Source organism: Stenotrophomonas sp. NLF4-10 (assembly GCF_022359915.1).
In the GTDB taxonomy this organism is placed as follows: Bacteria; Pseudomonadota; Gammaproteobacteria; order Xanthomonadales; family Xanthomonadaceae; genus Stenotrophomonas; species Stenotrophomonas daejeonensis.
In genome coordinates, this window is record NZ_JAKSEE010000003.1 from 1,122,154 (window position 1) to 1,140,432 (window position 18,279).

The 18,279-nt window shown below is 69.7% G+C and carries 12 protein-coding genes; 8 read left to right on the plus strand and 4 right to left on the minus strand.

Translation table 11 applies throughout. The features are described 5' to 3' along the window. Nucleotides 1-334: 334 nt before the first annotated feature. The 4 genes from MIC98_RS05360 (at nt 335) to MIC98_RS05375 (ending at nt 5,434) form a co-directional block, all read left to right on the plus strand. Nucleotides 335-2,626 (plus strand): NADP-dependent malic enzyme, encoded by a 2,292-nt coding sequence (locus MIC98_RS05360; protein WP_239736344.1) that lies wholly within the window; start codon nt 335-337, stop codon nt 2,624-2,626. A gap of 192 nt (nt 2,627-2,818) precedes the next feature. After that, entirely contained in the window at nt 2,819-3,016 is a 198-nt protein-coding gene (locus MIC98_RS05365) for a zinc-finger domain-containing protein (RefSeq protein WP_057641932.1), read from the plus strand. Between the two features lie 8 nt (nt 3,017-3,024). Then, entirely contained in the window at nt 3,025-4,137 is a 1,113-nt protein-coding gene (locus MIC98_RS05370; protein ID WP_239736345.1) for a glycosyltransferase, read from the plus strand. Then, a complete protein-coding gene (locus MIC98_RS05375) occupies nt 4,118-5,434 on the plus strand; it encodes an O-antigen ligase family protein (RefSeq protein WP_239736346.1) in 1,317 nt (438 codons plus the stop codon). Before MIC98_RS05370 ends, MIC98_RS05375 begins: the two co-directional genes overlap by 20 nt. A gap of 34 nt (nt 5,435-5,468) precedes the next feature. Here the strand turns inward: MIC98_RS05375 and MIC98_RS05380 are convergent, their stop codons facing one another. Continuing rightward, a complete protein-coding gene (locus MIC98_RS05380; protein ID WP_239736347.1) occupies nt 5,469-6,410 on the minus strand; it encodes an LpxL/LpxP family Kdo(2)-lipid IV(A) lauroyl/palmitoleoyl acyltransferase in 942 nt (313 codons plus the stop codon). Nucleotides 6,411-6,532: 122 nt separating this feature from the next. Between MIC98_RS05380 and waaA the strand changes: the two genes are divergently transcribed. Next, nucleotides 6,533-7,819: a lipid IV(A) 3-deoxy-D-manno-octulosonic acid transferase gene (gene waaA, locus MIC98_RS05385; protein WP_239736348.1), complete on the plus strand. Its 1,287-nt coding sequence runs from the start codon at nt 6,533-6,535 to the stop codon at nt 7,817-7,819. A 134-nt stretch (nt 7,820-7,953) separates the two neighbouring features. Here waaA and MIC98_RS05390 read toward each other — a convergent pair whose 3' ends face one another. From MIC98_RS05390 to MIC98_RS05400, 3 genes are all read right to left on the minus strand, one after another. Then, on the minus strand, nt 7,954-9,321 hold the full coding sequence (locus tag MIC98_RS05390; RefSeq protein ID WP_057641927.1) for a TolC family outer membrane protein: 1,368 nt from the start codon (nt 9,319-9,321) through the stop codon (nt 7,954-7,956). A gap of 21 nt (nt 9,322-9,342) precedes the next feature. Then, nucleotides 9,343-9,990, minus strand: a complete 648-nt coding sequence (locus MIC98_RS05395) for a protein-L-isoaspartate O-methyltransferase (protein WP_239736349.1) — start codon at nt 9,988-9,990, stop codon at nt 9,343-9,345. A 130-nt stretch (nt 9,991-10,120) separates the two neighbouring features. Continuing rightward, on the minus strand, nt 10,121-10,786 hold the full coding sequence (locus MIC98_RS05400) for a TetR/AcrR family transcriptional regulator (RefSeq protein WP_239736350.1): 666 nt from the start codon (nt 10,784-10,786) through the stop codon (nt 10,121-10,123). Nucleotides 10,787-10,886: 100 nt separating this feature from the next. Between MIC98_RS05400 and MIC98_RS05405 the strand changes: the two genes are divergently transcribed. From MIC98_RS05405 to MIC98_RS05415, 3 genes are all read left to right on the plus strand, one after another. After that, nucleotides 10,887-12,008: an efflux RND transporter periplasmic adaptor subunit gene (locus tag MIC98_RS05405; RefSeq protein WP_239736351.1), complete on the plus strand. Its 1,122-nt coding sequence runs from the start codon at nt 10,887-10,889 to the stop codon at nt 12,006-12,008. A gap of 4 nt (nt 12,009-12,012) precedes the next feature. Next, nucleotides 12,013-15,174 (plus strand): efflux RND transporter permease subunit, encoded by a 3,162-nt coding sequence (locus MIC98_RS05410; protein WP_345772150.1) that lies wholly within the window; start codon nt 12,013-12,015, stop codon nt 15,172-15,174. Nucleotides 15,175-15,291: 117 nt separating this feature from the next. After that, entirely contained in the window at nt 15,292-18,225 is a 2,934-nt protein-coding gene (locus tag MIC98_RS05415; protein WP_239736352.1) for a ligand-binding sensor domain-containing diguanylate cyclase, read from the plus strand. Nucleotides 18,226-18,279: the final 54 nt, after the last annotated feature.

The window sequence follows — 18,279 nt, forward strand, 5'->3', positions numbered from 1 at the left end:
ATATGGGAATGTATGAAAATTATTTTCTTTATAATTGGGCGGTCATCGAGGAAATCCGATTCTTCCCGGTTGCCGTGGGGACAGGCGCTGTCCGCATTGTCCATGCGCATACCTGCGGCCACGCGGGTGGTTTCCCGTACCGCAGCGCATGCATCCCGCTGTCATCCATCAGCGATGCAATGACGCATCACCACGCCCACGGGACAACCCGCGGTCACGGCGATGACATGCGCCTCCGGATTGTGCGTTCGCAACATGACCGCAACAGGTCCCGCTCAGCCAACGGGGGTATCATCCTGCGTCCCGCTCTTGCCCATTCAGCCCCCTGACGTCGATGTCCAAAGAAGATTTCAAACAGGCCGCCCTCGATTACCACCGCATGTCGCCGCCGGGCAAGATCCGGGTCGCCGCGACCAAGCCGATGCTGACCCAGCGCGACCTGTCGCTGGCGTACTCGCCGGGCGTGGCCTATGCCTGTCAGGCGATCCAGGACGACCCGCAGCAGGCCAGCGAGCTGACCGCGCGCGGCAACCTCGTCGCGGTGATCTCCAACGGCACCGCGGTGCTGGGCCTGGGCAACATCGGCCCGCTGGCCGGGAAACCCGTCATGGAAGGCAAGGGCGTGCTGTTCCAGAAGTTCGCCGGCATCGACGTGTTCGACATCGAGATCGACGAGAACGACCCGGACAAGCTGATCGACATCATCGCCTCGCTGGAGCCGACCTTCGGCGGCATCAACCTGGAGGACATCAAGGCGCCGGAATGCTTCGTGGTCGAGCGCAAGCTGCGCGAGCGCATGAACATCCCGGTGTTCCACGACGACCAGCACGGCACCGCGATCATCGTCGGCGCGGCGATCCTCAACGCGCTGGACATCACCGGCAAGAAGATCGAAGAGGTCAAGGTCGCCACCACCGGCATGGGCGCAGCCGGCATTTCCTGCGTGAACATGCTGGTGTCGCTGGGGGTGAAGCCGGAGAACGTGCTGGCCTTCGACCGCGACGGCGTGATCCACACCGGCCGCCCGGGGCTGGACCCGGAGAAGGCGCGCTACGCGCGCGACACCGACAAGCGCACTCTGGCCGAGGTCGTCGAGGGCGCGGACATCTTCCTCGGCCTGTCGGCGCCGGGCATCCTCAGCGCCGACATGGTGCGGAGCATGGCCCGCGACCCGGTGATCTTCGCGCTGGCCAACCCGACCCCGGAAATCATGCCGGAGGAGGCGCGCGCCGCGCGCGCCGACGCGATCATCGGCACCGGCCGCTCGGACTACCCGAACCAGGTCAACAACGCGCTGTGCTTCCCGTACCTGTTCCGCGGCGCGCTGGACGTGGGCGCGACCATCATCAACGAGGAAATGAAGATCGCCTGCGTGCGCGCGATCGCCGCGCTGGCGCGCAAGGAGGCTTCCGACCTTGGCGCGGCCTATGGTGGCGAGACGCCGAGCTTCGGCCGCGACTACCTGATCCCGCGCCCGTTCGACCGCCGCCTGCTGGTGGAGTTGTCCTCGTCCGTCGCCCAGGCGGCGATGGACTCGGGCGTGGCCACCCGGCCGATCGCCGACATGGCTGCCTACCGGCAGAAGCTGGCGCAGTTCGTCTACCGCACCAGCCTGTTGATGAAGCCGGTGCACGACCAGGCGCGCGCGGACAAGCAGCGCGTGGCCTATGCCGAGGGCGAGGAAGAGGTGGTGCTGCGCGCGGTGCAGAACGTGATCGACGAAGGCGTGGCCTTCCCGATCCTGATCGGCCGCCCGGACGTGATCGAGGCGCGCATCGAGCGCATGGGCCTGCGCATGAAGCCGGGCGTCGACTTCGAGATCACCAACATCAACGACGACCCGCGCTTCAACGACTACTGGCAGTACTACCACGGCCTGACCGGTCGCAAGGGCGTCACCGTGGCCGCGGCCAAGAACCTGCTGCGCTCGCGGCCGACCCTGATCGCCGCGGTGATGGTCGCCCGCGGCGAGGCCGACGCCATGCTCAGCGGCGTGGTCGGCCGCTTCCACAAGAAGCTGGGCTACGTGCGCAGCGTGATCCCGCTGGAGCCGCGGGTCAGCTCGACCTCGGCGATGACCGGCGTGATCAACTCGCAGGGCGTGTTCTTCTTCGTCGATACCCACGTGCAGGAAGACCCCAGCGTCGAGCAGATCGTCGAGTCCACGCTGCAGGCGGCCTACCGCATGAAGCTGTTCGGCATCGAGCCGAAGGTGGCGCTGCTGTCGCATTCCAACTTCGGCAGCCATGATTCCAGGGATGCGTTGAAGATGCGGCAGGTGCGCGAGCAGTTGCTCAAGCGCAACCCGCGGCTGAACGTGGACGGCGAAATGCAGGGCGACACCGCCTGGGACGAGGCGCTGCGCGAGAAGCTGCTGCCCGACAGCAGCCTCAAGGGCCGCGCCAACCTGTTCGTGCTGCCGAACCTGGAGGCGGCCAACATCGCCTACAACCTGGTGCGCGTGTTCACCGACGGCGTGGCGATCGGCCCGATCCTGATGGGCACCTCCAAGCCGGTGCACATCCTGACCAACAGCGCCAGCGCCCGCCGCATCCTCAACATGACCGCCATCGCCGCGGTCGATGCGCAGATCCGCAAGCAGATGGAAGCCGAACGCGGCAGCTGAGCGGGTAGAGGCGATCGCAATGACAGGGCCGGCCGATGCCGGCCTTGTCGTTTCCGGCCGGGTGCCCAACCGCCCGGCGACGGGCCGTTCCGCTGTGACGCGGGGCAACCGCAGCTGCACGTAGCGGCGGCATATTGCCGGCGCCGGCGCTGCTAGAATTGCCCGGTCCCGATTTTCCGTGTGAATGACGCCATGAGCCATACCGCCACCGCGCCCGCCAATGCCGAGAAGCGTTACGACGTGCACCGCGCCGACCTGCCGTTGAGCTGCCCGACGCCGGAAATGGCCCTGTGGAACTCGCACCCGCGCGTCTACCTGCCGATCGAGGACGAGCCCAGCGGCGAAGCCGCCTGCCCGTACTGCGGCGCGGTGTACGTGTTGGTCGACTGAGCGCGACGATGCGCCGCCTGACCGTGGTGCAGTTGCTGCCGGCACTGCACTCCGGCGGCGTCGAGCGTTCCACCCTCGAAATCGCCCAGGCGCTGGCGGCGGCCGGCCACCGCGCCATCGTCGTTTCCGCCGGCGGCCGCCTGGTCCAGCCGTTGCTGGACAGCGGCGCCGAGCACCTGACGCTGGACATTGGCCGTAAATCCCTGCTGACCTTGCGGCACGTGGCGTCGCTGCGGCGGCTGTTCGCCGAAACCGGCGCCGACATCGTGCACGCGCGTTCGCGGCTGCCGGCGTGGCTGGGCTGGCATGCGCTGCGTGGCTTGCCGCAGGCACGGCGGCCGCACTGGGTGACGACCATGCACGGCTTGAATTCGCCGGGCCGCTACAGCGCCATCATGGCCAGCGGCGAGCGGGTGATCTGCGTGTCGCGGACGGTGCGCGACTACCTGCTCGGCCATTACCCGGATACCGCGCCGGAACGCCTGCGGGTGATCCCGCGAGGGGTGGATGCGGCGCAATTCCCGCACGTGGCCCGCAGCGATCGCCGGCCGCGGCTGGCGGTGGCAGAACGGCATCCGCAACTGGCCGGTGATGGGCCGCTGTTGCTGCTGCCGGGCCGCGGTACGCGCCTGAAGGGCCATGCCCATGCATTGCAGTTGCTGGCGCGGTTGCATGCCGATGGCCTGCCGGCGCGGCTGTGGATGCCCGGCGCACGCGAGCCGGGGCGCGAGGCCTACGTGCGCGAACTCGAACGGCAGGCCGCGACGCTGGGCATCGGCGCGGCGCTGGCGATCACCGAGCCCACCGTGCGCATCGCCCGGGCCTATGCGGCCAGCGACCTGGTACTGCAACTGTCCGACAAGCCCGAGGCCTTCGGTCGCACCGTGCTGGAGGCACTGTGCGTCGGTCGCCCGGTGCTGGGCTGGAACCACGGCGGTGTCGGCGAGCTGCTGGCGCAACTGCAGCCTTCCGGCGCGGTGATGCAGGGCGACATGGCCGCCCTGGTGCAACGGGCGAAGGAACTGCTGCAATCGCCCCCGGCGCTGCCCGGCCGGATTCCCTTTACCCTGCAGGCGATGCAACGCGCCACCCTGGATGTTTATGGCGAACTTGCCGGCTGACTCGACTTCCCGCATTTCCGCGCCGCTTGCCGGGCGCTGGGCGCCGGCATGGGTGCTGGCCTTCGTCGCGCTGTGGCCGCTGCCGGGCATTGCCGAGGCGGTGCTGGTACTGGCGGCGCTGTTCGCGGTGGTGCGGTTGCTGCAGCCGCGCATGCGTGGCGCCGTTGGCGCGACGCTGGGCGTGCCGGTCTGGGCGCTGACCAGCGTGCTGTTCCTTGCCTACTGGTTGCCGCAGTTGTTGTCCGCGCTGGATGCGCAGGAACCAGGGCGGGCGCTGGGCAAGGTGGCCGGCGGGCTGCGCTACCTGCCGTTCATGTGGCTGGTGGCGATGGCGGTGGCCGACGATGCGCGACGGCGCGTGACCTTTGCCGGCCTGGCGGTGATCGCAGGCATCTGGTCGCTGGATGCGCTGTTGCAGGCCCTGTTTGCAGCCAGCCCGCTGTTCTGGTCGCTGGACCAGCTCAAGCAGTTGCTGTCCGGCCATGCGCTGTGCCTGCCGCAGGACATGATCGGCTCCGGCCGCGTCAATGGCGTGTTCGGCGCCTGCAATCCCAAGCTGGGGCAGGTGCTGGCGAGCCTGTCGCCGTTTCTGTTGCTGCTGGCGGGCCGGTGCTGGGGGCGGATCGGTTGGGCGGTGGCCGCCATGTTTGCCGGCGTCGCGATACTGCTGGCCGGTTCGCGTGCCTCGTGGATCACCTATGCGCTGGTGTTGCTGTTCACCGGCTGGCGCCTGCTGGGCGCGCGCTGGATGGCGCTGGCGGTGCTGGCCGCCGTGCTGGGCGTGGCGGCATTGGGAACGGGGTCGACGCAGGTGCGCGAGCGCATCGCCGCGACCCTGCCCGCGCTGAGCGGCAAGGCCGCCGACATCAACACCGCCCTGGCCGGGCGCGGCCGTATCTGGAGCGGTGCGCTGTGCATGGTGCGCGAACATCCGGTCAATGGCGTGGGCGTGCGCGGCTTCCGCAATGCCTGGCCGGAGTGCGACCCGACCCACGGCCAGGGAACCGAATGGGGCGATGGCCCGGCGCTGCATGCGCATCAGCTGGTGCTGGAAATCCTCAGCGAAACCGGCCTGCTGGGCCTGTTGCTGTGGTTGATGGGCGCGGCGATGGCGTGGCGCGCCTGGCGCTATGCCGACGCCGCGGCGCGCGATCGCGCACGCCCGGCGGCATTGGCGCTGCTGGTCACGGTGTTCCCATTCAACACCCACCTGGCCTTCCACTCGGCGTTCTGGGGCAGCGTGCTGCTGTTGCTGGCGGCGTTGTATGCGGGTGCGCTGACGGCGAGGAACGAGTGAAGCACGGACGCGGAGGCAGGCATGGAAACGATGCTTACCGGTTTCCGTTTCCCTCTTTCGCATAGAACGTGCTGCGTCCCTCCGGTTGGCGCTTGAAGCGCCGGTGGATCCACAGGTATTGCGCGGGGGCCTCGCGCACCATGTCCTCGATGGCGGCGTTGACGCGGGCGGTATCGGCCACGGCGTCATCGCCGGGGAAATCCACCAGTGGCGGTGCGATCCTCAGCACGTAGCGGTCGCCTTCGCGACGGTGGAAATACGGCACCACCGCGCAGCCGGTCAGGCGCGCGAGCTGGTGGGTGGCGGTGATGGTGGAGGCGGGCATGCCGAAGAACGGCACGAATACCGATTCCTTGCCGCGCATGTCCTGATCCGGTGCGTACCACAGCAGGCCGCCTTTCTTGAGGTGGCGCACGCTGGCGCGGATGTCCTCGTTGGCGAACATCGCGCAGGCATAGCGCAGGCGCCCGCGCTTCACCGCCCACTCGGTCACCGGGTTGCGGTAGCGACGGTACATGCCGGCCAGCGGCACGTGGTCGCACAGCAGGCGCCCGCACATTTCCAGCGTCATGAAGTGGCCGGAGACCAGCAGCACGCCGCGTCCCTCGGTCTGCAGGGCCTGCAGGTGCTCCAATCCTTCCAGTCGCACCCGCGGGCGGATCGTGTCGATGCTGCCCCACCACGCGCGGGCGAACTCGAAGATGCCCACGCCCAGCGCATCGAAGCTGTCGCGCAGCAGCCGTTGCCGCCCGGCTTCGTCCTGTTCCGGGAAACACAGCCTCAGGTTCACTTCCGCCGCCCGCCGCCGGGTGCGTGCCAGGTGCAGGGCAAGCCAACCGATGCCGCGGCCGAGCGCACGCTGCAGCATCCACGGCAGGCGCGCGGCCAGCATCGCGACGCCGAGCCCGGCGAAGCTTGGCCAATGACGTGGCTGCCAGGGCGAGGGCCGGGTGGCGGTGGTGGGGGAATCGGACATGGGTGAAGTTTAGATGAGTGAGCGAGGAGGCGTGCGGGTGGGGGGACGGCTAAAGAGTCTGCGTCCGGGCTTTCCCCACCCCTTACTCCTTTCCACTCGCTCCTGCCCGTATCCTTGGCGGCATGCGCAAGGACTTCATCGAAACTTTGTTGCGCGGCCTGTACTCGGCCGTGCTTTACCTGCTGCTGCCGATCACGGTGTACCACCTGATCTGGCGCGGTTTCCGCGTACGCGAGTATTTCAGGCGCTGGGACGAGCGCTACGCCTCCTATCCGCAGAGTGCGGGGGAGCCGCGGGTGTGGCTGCACGCGGTGTCGGTGGGCGAGGTCAATGCCGCCGCGCCGCTGGTCAATGCGCTGCGCGAGCGTCACCCGGACATCCGCTGGATCATCACCACCATCACCCCGACCGGTTCGCAGCGGGTGCGGGCGTTGTGGGGCGAGGCGGTGGAGCACGTCTACCTGCCTTATGACGTGCCCGACAGCGTCAACCGCTTTCTGGGGCATTTCAAACCGAGCCTGGCGCTGATCCTGGAAACCGAGTTGTGGCCGAACCTGCTGTTCGGCTGCCGCGACCGCGGCATCCCGCTCTACATCCTCAATGCGCGGCTGTCGGCGCGGTCGTTGAAGGGATATCGTCTCCTGCGTCCGCTGATCGCGCGTGCCCTGCATGGCGTGACCTGCGTGGCGGCACAGTCGCGGGAAGATGCGCGGCGCTTCATCGCACTGGGCGCGCGGGCGGAACAGGTGCGTGCGCTGGGCAACCTGAAGTTCGAGATCCATCCGCCGGACCCGACGGCGGTGCTGCAGGCGTTCCGTGCGCATGTGCCGTCTTCGCGCAAGGTGTGGATCGCCGCCAGCACCCACGAGGGCGAGGAGCAGGCGGTGGTCGACATCCATGCGCGGGTTTTGGCGCAGCATCCGGATGCGCTGCTGCTGTGGGCGCCGCGGCACCCGGAGCGCTTCGCCAGGGCGGAGGCGCTGGCGCGCGAGCAGGGCTGGCACGTGGCCACGCGTGGCGCGCAGCAGTGGCCAACGGCCGATGCCCGGGTATTCGTGATCGACACGCTGGGCGAGCTGATGCAGTTCTACGCCTGCGCGCAGGTGGCGTTCGTCGGTGGCAGCCTGCAGGCCATCGGCGGGCACAACCTGCTGGAACCGGCGGCGATGGGCACGGCGGTGGTCACCGGGCCGCACCTGCACAACTTCTCCGAGATCTCGCGGCGCATGAACGAGGCCGGCGCATTGCGCGTCCAGCCCGACGCCGATGGCGTGGCCGGCGAGGTACTGCAGTTGCTGGATGACGCGGCCACGCGCGAGCGCATGGTCGAGGCCGGGCAGCAACTGGTCACCAATGGCCGTGGCGCGCTGGAGCGGACGCTAGCATTGATCGAGCCGCGCCTGCCGTAGTGCCGGCCGGCGGCCGGCAATCGCAAGGTGTCGGGTGATGCGAGGTTGCCGGCCAGCGGCCGGCACTACCGCATCATCGGAAACAAAGAAGGCGGGCATCGTGCCCGCCTTCCCTTCGTTGCATGGATGCGCGCTTACTGGGCGCTGCCGTCCGGTTCCAGCCGCGCTTCGGCGTTCTGGGTGAGCAGGCGGTTGATGTCCTGCACTTCGTCGATTTCCAGGTCGCCCACGGCCTGGCTCAGCTGCAGGCGGCTGAGCAGGTAGTTGTAGCGCGACTGCGCGTAGTACAGCTGCGCCTGGAACAGGGTGCGCTGGTTCTGCACCACGTCCAGCACGGTGCGGGTGCCGACTTCCAGGCCAACCTGCGAGGCATCGTAGGCGCTCTGTGCGGAAACCACCGCCAAGCGGCGCGCTTCCACTTCGCTGACGCCGGCCACCAGCGTCTGATAGGCGTTGCGGGTGTTGCGGTCCAGCGCGCGCTTCTGCTGCTCGTAGGTGTCCTGGGTGATGTCGCGCTGGGCCAGTGCCTGCCGCACCTGCGACTGGGTGGCGCCGCCGGCGAAGATCGGCACGTTCAGGGTCAGGCCGATGCTGTTGCTGCGCGCATCCGGGCTCAGCGAGCCGCTGCCGACGCTGTCGCCCCAGGTGGCGCTCTTGCCCCAGCTGCCGCCCAGCGACAGGGTCGGGTAGTGGCCGCCGCGGGCGGCCGAGACGCTGGCCTCGGCGGCGCTGACCTGCAGTTCCTGCGCCTTCAGCGCCGGGTTGCGGGTGATGGCGTCGGCGACCAGTTGGTCGACGTTGGCGCGGTTGGCCGGCAGTTCCGGGCGGAAATCCTCCGGCAGGCCGCGCATGTCGCGCACCGGCTGGCCGGTCAGTTCGGTCAGGGCCTGGTAGGCGTCTTCCAGCGCGTTGCGGGCCAGGATGGTGTCGGCGCGGGCCTGGTCGTACTGGGCGCGCGCTTCGTGCACGTCGGTGATCGGGGCCAGGCCCACTTCCAGGCGCTTGTCGGCATAGTCGAACTGCTTCTTGGCGGCCGCTTCGTTGGTCTGCGCGGCGCTGAGCGATTCGATCGCCACCAGCACGTTGAAGTAGGTGGTGGCGGTGCGCACGATCAGCTCGTCGTTGGCCGAGTCGAGGGTGAAATCCGCGGCCTTGCTGACGTCACGCTGCGCGCGCAGGTTGGCGAACTGGCTCCAGTTGAACAGCGTCTGGCTGCCCTGGATGCTGTAGTTGCGGCGGCGCGATTCGACCGAGCCGGTGTTCCGGGAGTGGTCGGCCTCGGCGCGGGAACGGGTCAGCGAGGCTTCGCCGTTGAGCGAGGGCAGCAGCGCGGCGCGCGCCTGCACCTGGCCTTCCTTGGTGTACAGCCGGTTGGATTCGGCCGCGGACAGCTGCGGGTCGCCGTTGCGGGCCATTTCGTAGACCTGCATCAGGTCGGCGGCGTTGGCGGCCTGGGGGGCAAGGGCGACAGCCAGCGCAAGGGCGAGGGATCGGCGGATCATTGCGGCTTCCTTGGGTGTGCTTCAGAGGTGGAACTGCGGGGCCGGGGCGGCGCCGCGCAGGTAGTCGATGTCGGTTTCGAACAGGGATTCGATGCTGCCGTCGGCCTTGGCCAGCACCGCCTCCATCACCGGCGAGTGGCCGCGCACCACGAACAGGCGGCCGCCGGGGCGCAGCCACTGCAGCCACTGCGCCGGCAGCGTGTCCACCGCGGCGGTGACGCAGATGGCGTCGAACTGGCGCGGGCTCTGCCACTGCAGGGCGTCGGCCACTTCGATGCGCACGTTGGTGCCGAGCCGGGCGGCGTCGAGGTTGCGGCGGGCGCCTTCGGCCAGCTCCGGCTGGATTTCCAGGCTCAGCACTTCGCGCGCCAGTTCGCCCAGGCAGGCGCTGACGAAGCCGCTGCCGCTGCCGATTTCCAGCACCTCGTCGCCCGGCTGCAGGTCCAGCGCCTGCAGCATGCGGCCTTCGACCACCGGCTTCATCATTTTCTGGCCGTGGCCCAGCGGCAGCTCGATGTCGGCATAGGCCAGTGCCTTGTGCGACTCGGCGACGAAGGCCTCGCGCGGCAGCCGCGCCAGCACGTCCAGCACGCGCAGATCCAGCACGTCCCAGGGACGTACCTGCTGCTCGACCATCATTTCGCGGGCGTGGGAGTAATCGATCGTCATGGGTTCTCGTCGTTCGGGCGCGGTGGGCCGGCCATTTTAGCCGCTGGCGCAGGCGCTGCGGGGCAAGCATCGCCGTGGCCCCGCCGGCCCCGCAGTGCCGGAAGTCATCGGGACCTCCGGTTCGTTCAGGTTACGGGCGGGGAACATAGGCACGGATGAAGAAATCGACGCTGGCGGCGATGTGGGCGTCGGTGTCGTGCTGTTCCGGCGTGCGGCACAGCCCGCACATCATGTGGGTGTGCAGTTCGCCCTTGATCAGGCAGAAGAACTGGCGCGCGGCCAGCTGCAGGTCGCCGATGGCCAGCTCGCCGCGGGCCACGCGGGCGCCGAGGAACTCGGCCAGCGCGGACGTGGTGCGCTGCGGGCCGGCCTGCCAGAACATCTGGCGGATGCGGTCGTCGGTGTCCGGGGTCAGCATCATGCGCTGGGTGGCGATGGCCGCGTCGCTGCCGATCAGGGCGAAGAAGGCATGGCCGATGCCCAGCAACTGGTCGCGCAACGGGCCTTCGCTGTCGGTGACGAACAGCTCGTCGGGCATCATTTCCGCGCACTTGGCCTGGATGGCCTCGGTGAACAGCGTTTCCTTGTCGCCGAAGTGGCTGTACACGGTGAGCTTGGAGACGCCGGCGCGGGCGGCGATGCCGTCCATGCTCACGCCGTTGAAGCCCAGTTCGATGAACATCTCCTTGGCCGCGTCCAGGATCGCGGCGCGCTTGCCCAGGTCCTTGGGGCGGCCGGGACCGGCGCCACGCGTGGTGGCCTTTGCGGCAGGGGAGGTGGAGTGCTGCGAAGACATGGCGGCAATACTAGACCAATCAGTTCGATATTTATACCATACCGGGGCGTTCAATAATGATGGCTGACGCCATCCCCCTCCCTCCAAGCGACCCCCGCCCATGAATACTGCTCGATGGATTGGCACCGCCCTGCTGACGACGCTGCTGGCCGCCTGCGGCAAGCCGGACACCCCTCCCGCCGCTGCCGTCCCGGTATTGGTCGTCCACCCCGGTGGTGGTGACGTTGCCACCACCGCCTATCCCGGCGAAGTGCGGGCGCGCGAGGAAGCGGTATTGTCGTTCCGCGTCGGCGGCAACCTGCTGCGGCGCCACGTCGATGCCGGGCAGCGGGTGAAGAAGGGCCAGTTGCTGGCCGAACTGGACGTGGCCGACTACGCCCTGCAGGCGCGCGCGGCGCAGGCGCAGTACGCCGCCGCCGAGGCCGACCTGGTGCGGGCCCGCGACGACCAGAAGCGCTACGCCGCGCTGGCCGAGCAGCAACTGGTCAGCCGCTCGGCGCTGGATGCGCAGAACGCCGCGCTGAAGGCGGCGCAGGGGCAGGCCGACGCGGCCCGCTCGAACCTCGACGTCGCCCGCAACCAGGCCGGCTACGCGCAACTGCGTGCGCCGGCCGACGGGGTGATCGCCAGCCGCCAGGCCGAGGCCGGGCAGGTGGTCGCCGCCGGCCAGCCGGTCTACACGCTGGCCGCGGACGGCGCCCGCGAGGTCGCCATCGCGCTGCCGGAGAGCGGCATCCGCGACTTCGCGGTGGGGCAGGCGGTGGAAGTGGAATTGTGGAACCAGCCGGGCAGGCGCTGGCCCGGCACGATCCGCGAGATCGCCCCGGCCGCCGACGCGCAGGCGCGTACCTATGCCACCCGGGTGAGCTTGGCGGCCGAAGCGCTGGACGCGGTGGAGCTGGGGCAGAGCGCGCGCGTGTTCGCCGCCCATGCCGAGGGCGGCGCGTTGAGCGTGCCGCTGGCGGCGGTGCAGCCGGGCAAGTCGCAACGGCAGGCCGGCGTGTGGGTCGTGGACCCGGCCAAGGGCGCGGTGCACCTGCGCGAGGTGGCGCTGGGCGCCTATGGCGCGGACAGCGTGCCGGTACTGTCGGGGTTGAAGGCTGGCGACTGGGTGGTCGCCGCCGGCGGCCACCTGCTGCGCGAAGGCCAGCCGGTGACGGCGGTGGATCGCCAGAACCGGCCCGTGCTGAAGCCGGCCACGTCCACCACGGACAAGGAGTAAGCGCGTGCGCCGCTTCAATCTTTCCGAATGGGCGCTCAACAACCGCCCGCTGGTGCTGTTCGCGATGCTGGCGATGGCGGTCATCGGCGCCTGGTCGTACAAGCACCTCGGCCAGTCCGAGGACCCGCCGTTCACGTTCAAGGCGATGGTGGTGCAGACCGCCTGGCCGGGCGCCACCGCCGAGCAGGTGTCGCGGCAGGTCACCGAGCCGATCGAGAAGGCGTTGATGAACACCGGGCAGTACGAGTCGATCCAGTCGTACTCGCGCCCGGGCCAGTCGCAGGTGATCTTCATGGCGCGCGACTCGATGCGCTCCAAGGACGTGCCCGAGCTGTTCTACCAGGTGCGCAAGAAGGTCGGCGACATCCGTTCGCAGCTGCCGGCCGAGGTGGTCGGGCCGTTCTTCAACGACGAGTTCGGCGACACCTTCGGCAACATCTACGCGCTCACCGGCAAGGGCTTCGACTACGCGCTGATGCGCGACTACGCCGACCGCATCCAGCTGGAGCTGCAGCGGGTGGCCGACGTCGGCAAGGTCGACCTGGTCGGCCTGCAGGACGAGAAGGTGTGGGTCGAGCTGTCCAACACCAAGCTGGCCACGCTGGGCGTGTCGATGCAGCAGGTGCAACAGGCGCTGTCCGAGCAGAACGCCATCGTCCCCACCAGTTGGTTCGAGACGCCCAGCGACCGCGTGCAGCTGCGCGTCAGCGGACAGTTCCAGTCGGTCGACGACATCCGCGCCTTCCCCATCCATGCCGGCGACCGCACCGTGCGGCTGGGCGACATTGCCGAGGTCCGGCGCGGCTTCGCCGACCCGGCCGCGCCGAAGATGCGCTTCATGGGCGAGGATGCGATCGGCATTGCCGTGGCGATGAAGGACGGCGGCGACATCCTCAAGCTCGGCGCCACCCTCGATGCCGAGTTCGAGCGCCTGCAGCAGACGCTGCCGGCCGGCATGCAGCTGCGCAAGGTGTCCGACCAGCCGCACGCGGTGGAGGACTCGGTCGGCGAGTTCGTGCAGGTGCTGACCGAGGCGGTGGTGATCGTGCTGCTGGTCAGCTTCTTCTCGCTGGGCCTGCGCACCGGGCTGGTGGTGGGCGTGACCATTCCGCTGGTGCTGGCGATGACCTTCTTCATCATGCACCAGTTCGACATCGGCCTGCACAAGATTTCCCTCGGCGCGCTGGTGCTGGCGCTGGGCCTGCTGGTGGACGACGCGATCATCGCGGTGGAGATGATGGCGACCAAGATGGAGCAGGGCTACGACCGGATGCGCGCGGCCAGCTTCGCGTGGGAGTCGACCGCGTTCCCGATGCTGACCGGCACGTTGATCACCGCCGCCGGCTTCCTGCCGATCGCCACCGCCGCCTCCAGCACCGGCGAATACACCCGCTCGCTGTTCCAGGTGGTGACCATCGCGCTGGTGGTGTCGTGGATCGCCGCGGTGCTGTTCATCCCGTACCTCGGCGACAAGATGCTGCCGGACCTGCACAACCGCACGGCCCCGAAGCCGGGCAGCCTCGCCGGGCGCTGGCACGCGCTGCGCCTGCGCTGGGCCGACCGCAACCCGGCGCTGGCCAACCTGATCGCGCCCAAGCAGCTGGCGCACGACCACGACCCGTACAAGAGCGCGTTCTACCAGCGCTTCCGCCGCTTCCTCGACGCCTGCCTGCGGCGGCGCTGGCTGGTGATCCTGGCCACCGTCGGCCTGTTCGTGTTCTCGCTGGCGATGTTCCGCTTCGTGCCGCAGCAGTTCTTCCCCGACTCCACCCGGCCCGAGCTGATGGTGGACATCGAGCTGGCCGAAGGCGCCTCGCTGACCGCCACGCAGGCGCAGGCGCGCAAGCTTGAGGCGCTGCTGGAGAAGCGCGAGGGCATCGCCAACTACGTCGGCTACGTCGGCACCGGCTCGCCGCGCTTCTACCTGCCGCTGGACCAGCAGCTGCCGGCCACCAACTTCGCCCAGTTCGTGGTGCTGGCACAGGACATCCATGCGCGCGAGGCCGTGCGCGACTGGCTGCTGAAGGAGGTGGTGCCGCAGTTCGCCGACGTGCAGCTGCGCGTGACCCGGCTGGAGAACGGCCCGCCGGTAGGCTACCCGGTGCAGTTCCGGGTTTCCGGCGAACACCCCGAGCGGGTGCAGGCGCTGGCGCGGCAGGTGGCCGACAAGGTGCGGCAGAACCCGCACACCACCAACGTCAACCTCAACTGGAGCGAGCCGAGCAAGGTGGTGCGGCTGGTGGTCGACCAGGACCGCGCCCGCGTGCTGGGCGTGAGCAGCGCGCAGATCGCACAGTTCCTGGGCAGCGCGTTGACCGGGCTGGAAGTGAGTACCTACCGCGAGGGCAACCGCCAGATCGGCGTGCTGCTGCGCGGCGCGGACGCCGAGCGCGCGCAGTTGGAGCTGCTGGGCAGCCTGGCCATCCCCACGCCCAGCGGCACCGCGGTGCCGCTGTCGCAGGTGGCCCGGCTGGAGTACGTGTTCGAGGACGGCATCATCTGGCACCGCAACCGCTTGCCCACCGTCACCGTGCGCGCCGACATCGGCGACGGCCTGCTGCCGCCGGAGGTGACCGCGCAGATCCTGCCGACGCTGGACGACATCCGCGCCGCGCTGCCGGACGGCTACCTGCTGGAAGTGGGCGGCACGGTGGAGGATTCGGCGCGCGGGCAGAACTCGATCAAGGCCGGCATGCCGCTGTTCCTGATCGTGGTGGTCACCCTGCTGATGCTGCAGCTGCGCAGCTTCTCGCGCGCGGCGATGGTGCTGGTCACCGCACCGCTGGGCATCATCGGCGCGACCCTGTTCCTGCTGATCTTCCGGGTGCCGTTCGGCTTCGTCGCGCTGCTCGGCACCATTGCCCTGGCCGGCATGATCATGCGCAACTCGGTGATCCTGGTGGACCAGATCCAGCAGGACATCGACGCCGGCCACGACCGCTGGCACGCCATCATCGATGCCACCGTGCGCCGCTTCCGCCCGATCGTGCTGACCGCGCTGGCCGCGGTGCTGGCGATGATCCCGCTGTCGCGCAGCGCGTTCTACGGCTCGATGGCGATCTCGATCATGGGCGGGCTGATCGTCGGCACGGTGCTGACCCTGGTGTTCCTGCCGGCGCTGTATGCGGCCTGGTTCCGGGTGCACCCGGACGAAGCCGACGCCTGACCCCCACCGCCGCGGCGCCGTGCCGGGGCCGCGGATGGTAGATTGGCGCGACGGCCGGTGCAGGGGGCACCGGCCGCGGTCGCCGGAGGGTTGGCTTTGTCGAGCGGTCGCGGTCACATGACGGGAAGGGCCATTCGCTCGTGCCGCCGGCTGGCGCTGTTGTGCCTGTGCCTGCTGCTCCCGGCCGCGTGGGGCAACGACGGCCGCCACTACATGGTCAGCGGCTGGACGATGGACGACGGCCTGCCGCACAACATGGTGCACGTCGTCGCACAGGACCGCGACGGCTTCATGTGGGCCGGCACCTGGGAAGGCGTGGTCCGCTTCAACGGCCGCCATTTCACCGCATTCGACCGCCAGAACACGCCGGGAGCGGAGCTGTCGGGCGTGTTCAGCATCCTGCCCGAGGACGATGGCGGCGTGCTGTTCGGCACCGCCGCCGATGGCGTGTTCCGTTATTACCGGGGACGCTGGCAGCCACTGGGCGCGGAGGAGGAGGCGCACCACCTGCCGGTGTCCGGGATGCTGCGCGACCGCGACGGCGTGCTGTGGATCGCCTCGGCCAAGCGCCTGTTGCGGATGGACGGAGATGGCTACCTGCACGATGCCGGCGCCGCGGCCGGGCTGCCGGCCGCGCGCGTCATCACCCTGGTGGCCGATGGCGAAGGCGGCCTGCTGGTCGCCACCGAAGCGGGCGGCGTGACGCGCCTGCGCGACGGGCAGGCCAGTGGCTGGGGCGTGGACTGGCTGGGTACGGAACTGGTGCGTGCGCTCGCCCGCGACGGCGAGGGCGGCTGGCTCGCCGGCGGCGACGATGGCGTGCGCTGGCGCCATGCCGATGGCCGGGTCGAGCACTTCCGGCCCGGGCAGCGGGTCGACGCGGTACTGCGCGACCGCCTCGGCGCGATCTGGATGAATTTCTCCAGCGGTCAGCTGGTACGGCGCAGCAATGGCGGCGACGAACGGCTGCAGGTGCCGGGCACCGTCGGCCAGGCGCTTCTCGAGGACCGCGAGGGGCTGGTGTGGGTGGGCAGCACCGATGGCCTGTACCGGGTGGCGGAGGTGGCCGCGGTCGGCCTCACCCAGGAGGACGGGCTGGGCAGCGATTACGTCCGCTCGGTACTGCAGAGCGACGACGGCGCGTTGTGGATCGGCCACGCCGGCGGCCTGAACCGCTGGTACCAGGGCAGGATGCAGACGATCGGACTGGTGCCGGACGGCGGCCGCGATCCCTCGGTGCTGTCGCTGGACTACCGCGACGGCATGCTGTGGGCCGGTACCTATGACCGGGGCGTGCTGCGGCTCGACATGCAGGGCCGGGTGCGCGAGCGGATCCGCCTGGGCGAGCACACCGAACCGATGGTGCGGGCGGTGCTGGCCGACGCCGGGGGTGGCGTGTGGATCGGCGGTACCCACGGCCTGGCCCGTTACCACGATGGCCACCTTGAATCATGGCTGGACAGCCAGGGCCAGCCGCAATCGGTGGTGCAGGCGCTGTACCGCGATGTCGACGGCACCTTGTGGATAGGCACCACCGGCGGCATGGCGGCGCTGGACGGCACCGGCGCCATCCGTCGCTGGGCCGGCGGGCGCGACATGCCGGCCCAGTACGTGTTCGATTTCCTGCGCGACGCGGCCGGCGACCTGTGGATCGCCAGCGACCGCGGCCTGCTGCGCATGCGCGGCGATACGTTCCATGTCTACGACCACCGCCACGGCCTGCCGCGCGACAAGCTGTTCCGCATCCTCGACGACCAGCGCGGCAACTTCTGGCTGTCCAGCAACCACGGCATCTTCCGGGTGGCGCGCGGGGAGTTCGACCAGATCGATGCCGGCACGCGGCGGCTGTTGGCGGTGCACGTGGTCGACCGCAGCGACGGCATGCCCGGCAACCAGGGCAACGGCGCCTCGATGCCGTCCGGCTGGCGTGCCGACAACGGCGCGCTGCTGTTCCCGACTTCGGCCGGCCTGGGCCTGATCGACCCGCGGATCGCCGGCCACGACGACGGCCGGGTGCCGCCGGTGGTGTTCGAGAGCCTGGCGGTGGATGGGGTCGAGCAACCGCTGCAGGCCGGCCTGCAGCTTGGTCCGGGCACCCGCCGGCTTGCCGTCGGCTATGCCGCGTTGAACTTCCGCGCCCCGGACAAGCTGCGCTACCGCTACCGCCTGCACGGCTTCGACGCCGGCTGGGTGGAGGCCGGCGCCGGTACCGAGGCGCTCTACACCAACCTGCCGCCGGGCCGTTACCGGCTGGAAGTGCAGGCCATGACCCTGCCGCTGGACTGGACGCGGCAGGAGTCCATCGGTTCGGCGGTGATGGCGCTGGAAGTGGTGCCGCCGCTGTGGAAGCGCCCGTCCTCGCGTCTGCTCGGCCTGTTGCTGCTGGCCGGCGCGGTGGCGCTGGGCTTCTGGCTGCATACCGCCAGCTACCGCCGCAACCAGCGCCGGCTGCATCGCGAGATCAGCGTCCGCACCGAGGAGCTGAGCGAGAAGAACCGCGCGCTGGAGGCGGCCGACCGCGAGCGCGGCAGCCTGATGCAGCGGCTGGAGCACCAGGCCACGCATGACGAGCTCACCGGCCTGCCCAACCGCCGCGCCGCCGACCGCCGCCTGCAGCAGGCCGTGGCCCGCGCCCGCAGCGCGGTGACGCCGCTGTGCGTGGCGCTGGCCGACGTCGACCACTTCAAGCACATCAACGACAACCACGGCCACGAGGTCGGCGACCACGTGCTGCAGCGGATCGCCACGGTACTGCGCGGCGACGACGACTGTGCCGGCATGGTGTTCGCCGCGCGCCACGGCGGCGAAGAATTCCTGCTGGTGCTGGAAGGCATGGGCCGCCACGATGCGCTGCGCCGGTTGCGGGAACTGCATGCCCGCGTCGCCGAAATGCAGGTCGGCGCGCCCGACGGCAGCCCCGTGCCGGTGACCATCAGCATCGGCGCGGCCCACCTGCAGCCGGGCTGCGACGACGCGCGCAGCCTGTTGGTTGCCGCCGACCGCCAGCTGTACCGGGCCAAGCGCGAAGGCCGCAACCGCGTAGTGGGCTGAGCGCGCGCCCGCGCCGCGCCCCCGCCGCCTACAATCAGCGCTCGTTCAACCGCG

Coding starts and splice junctions, on each gene's coding strand:
- MIC98_RS05360 (WP_239736344.1), top strand. CDS start 335: ATGTCCAAAGAAGATTTCAAACAGGCCGCCCTCGATTACCACCGCATG.
- MIC98_RS05365 (WP_057641932.1), top strand. CDS start 2,819: ATGAGCCATACCGCCACCGCGCCCGCCAATGCCGAGAAGCGTTACGAC.
- MIC98_RS05370 (WP_239736345.1), top strand. CDS start 3,025: ATGCGCCGCCTGACCGTGGTGCAGTTGCTGCCGGCACTGCACTCCGGC.
- MIC98_RS05375 (WP_239736346.1), top strand. CDS start 4,118: ATGGCGAACTTGCCGGCTGACTCGACTTCCCGCATTTCCGCGCCGCTT.
- MIC98_RS05380 (WP_239736347.1), bottom strand. CDS start 6,410: ATGTCCGATTCCCCCACCACCGCCACCCGGCCCTCGCCCTGGCAGCCA.
- waaA (WP_239736348.1), top strand. CDS start 6,533: ATGCGCAAGGACTTCATCGAAACTTTGTTGCGCGGCCTGTACTCGGCC.
- MIC98_RS05390 (WP_057641927.1), bottom strand. CDS start 9,321: ATGATCCGCCGATCCCTCGCCCTTGCGCTGGCTGTCGCCCTTGCCCCC.
- MIC98_RS05395 (WP_239736349.1), bottom strand. CDS start 9,990: ATGACGATCGATTACTCCCACGCCCGCGAAATGATGGTCGAGCAGCAG.
- MIC98_RS05400 (WP_239736350.1), bottom strand. CDS start 10,786: ATGTCTTCGCAGCACTCCACCTCCCCTGCCGCAAAGGCCACCACGCGT.
- MIC98_RS05405 (WP_239736351.1), top strand. CDS start 10,887: ATGAATACTGCTCGATGGATTGGCACCGCCCTGCTGACGACGCTGCTG.
- MIC98_RS05415 (WP_239736352.1), top strand. CDS start 15,292: ATGACGGGAAGGGCCATTCGCTCGTGCCGCCGGCTGGCGCTGTTGTGC.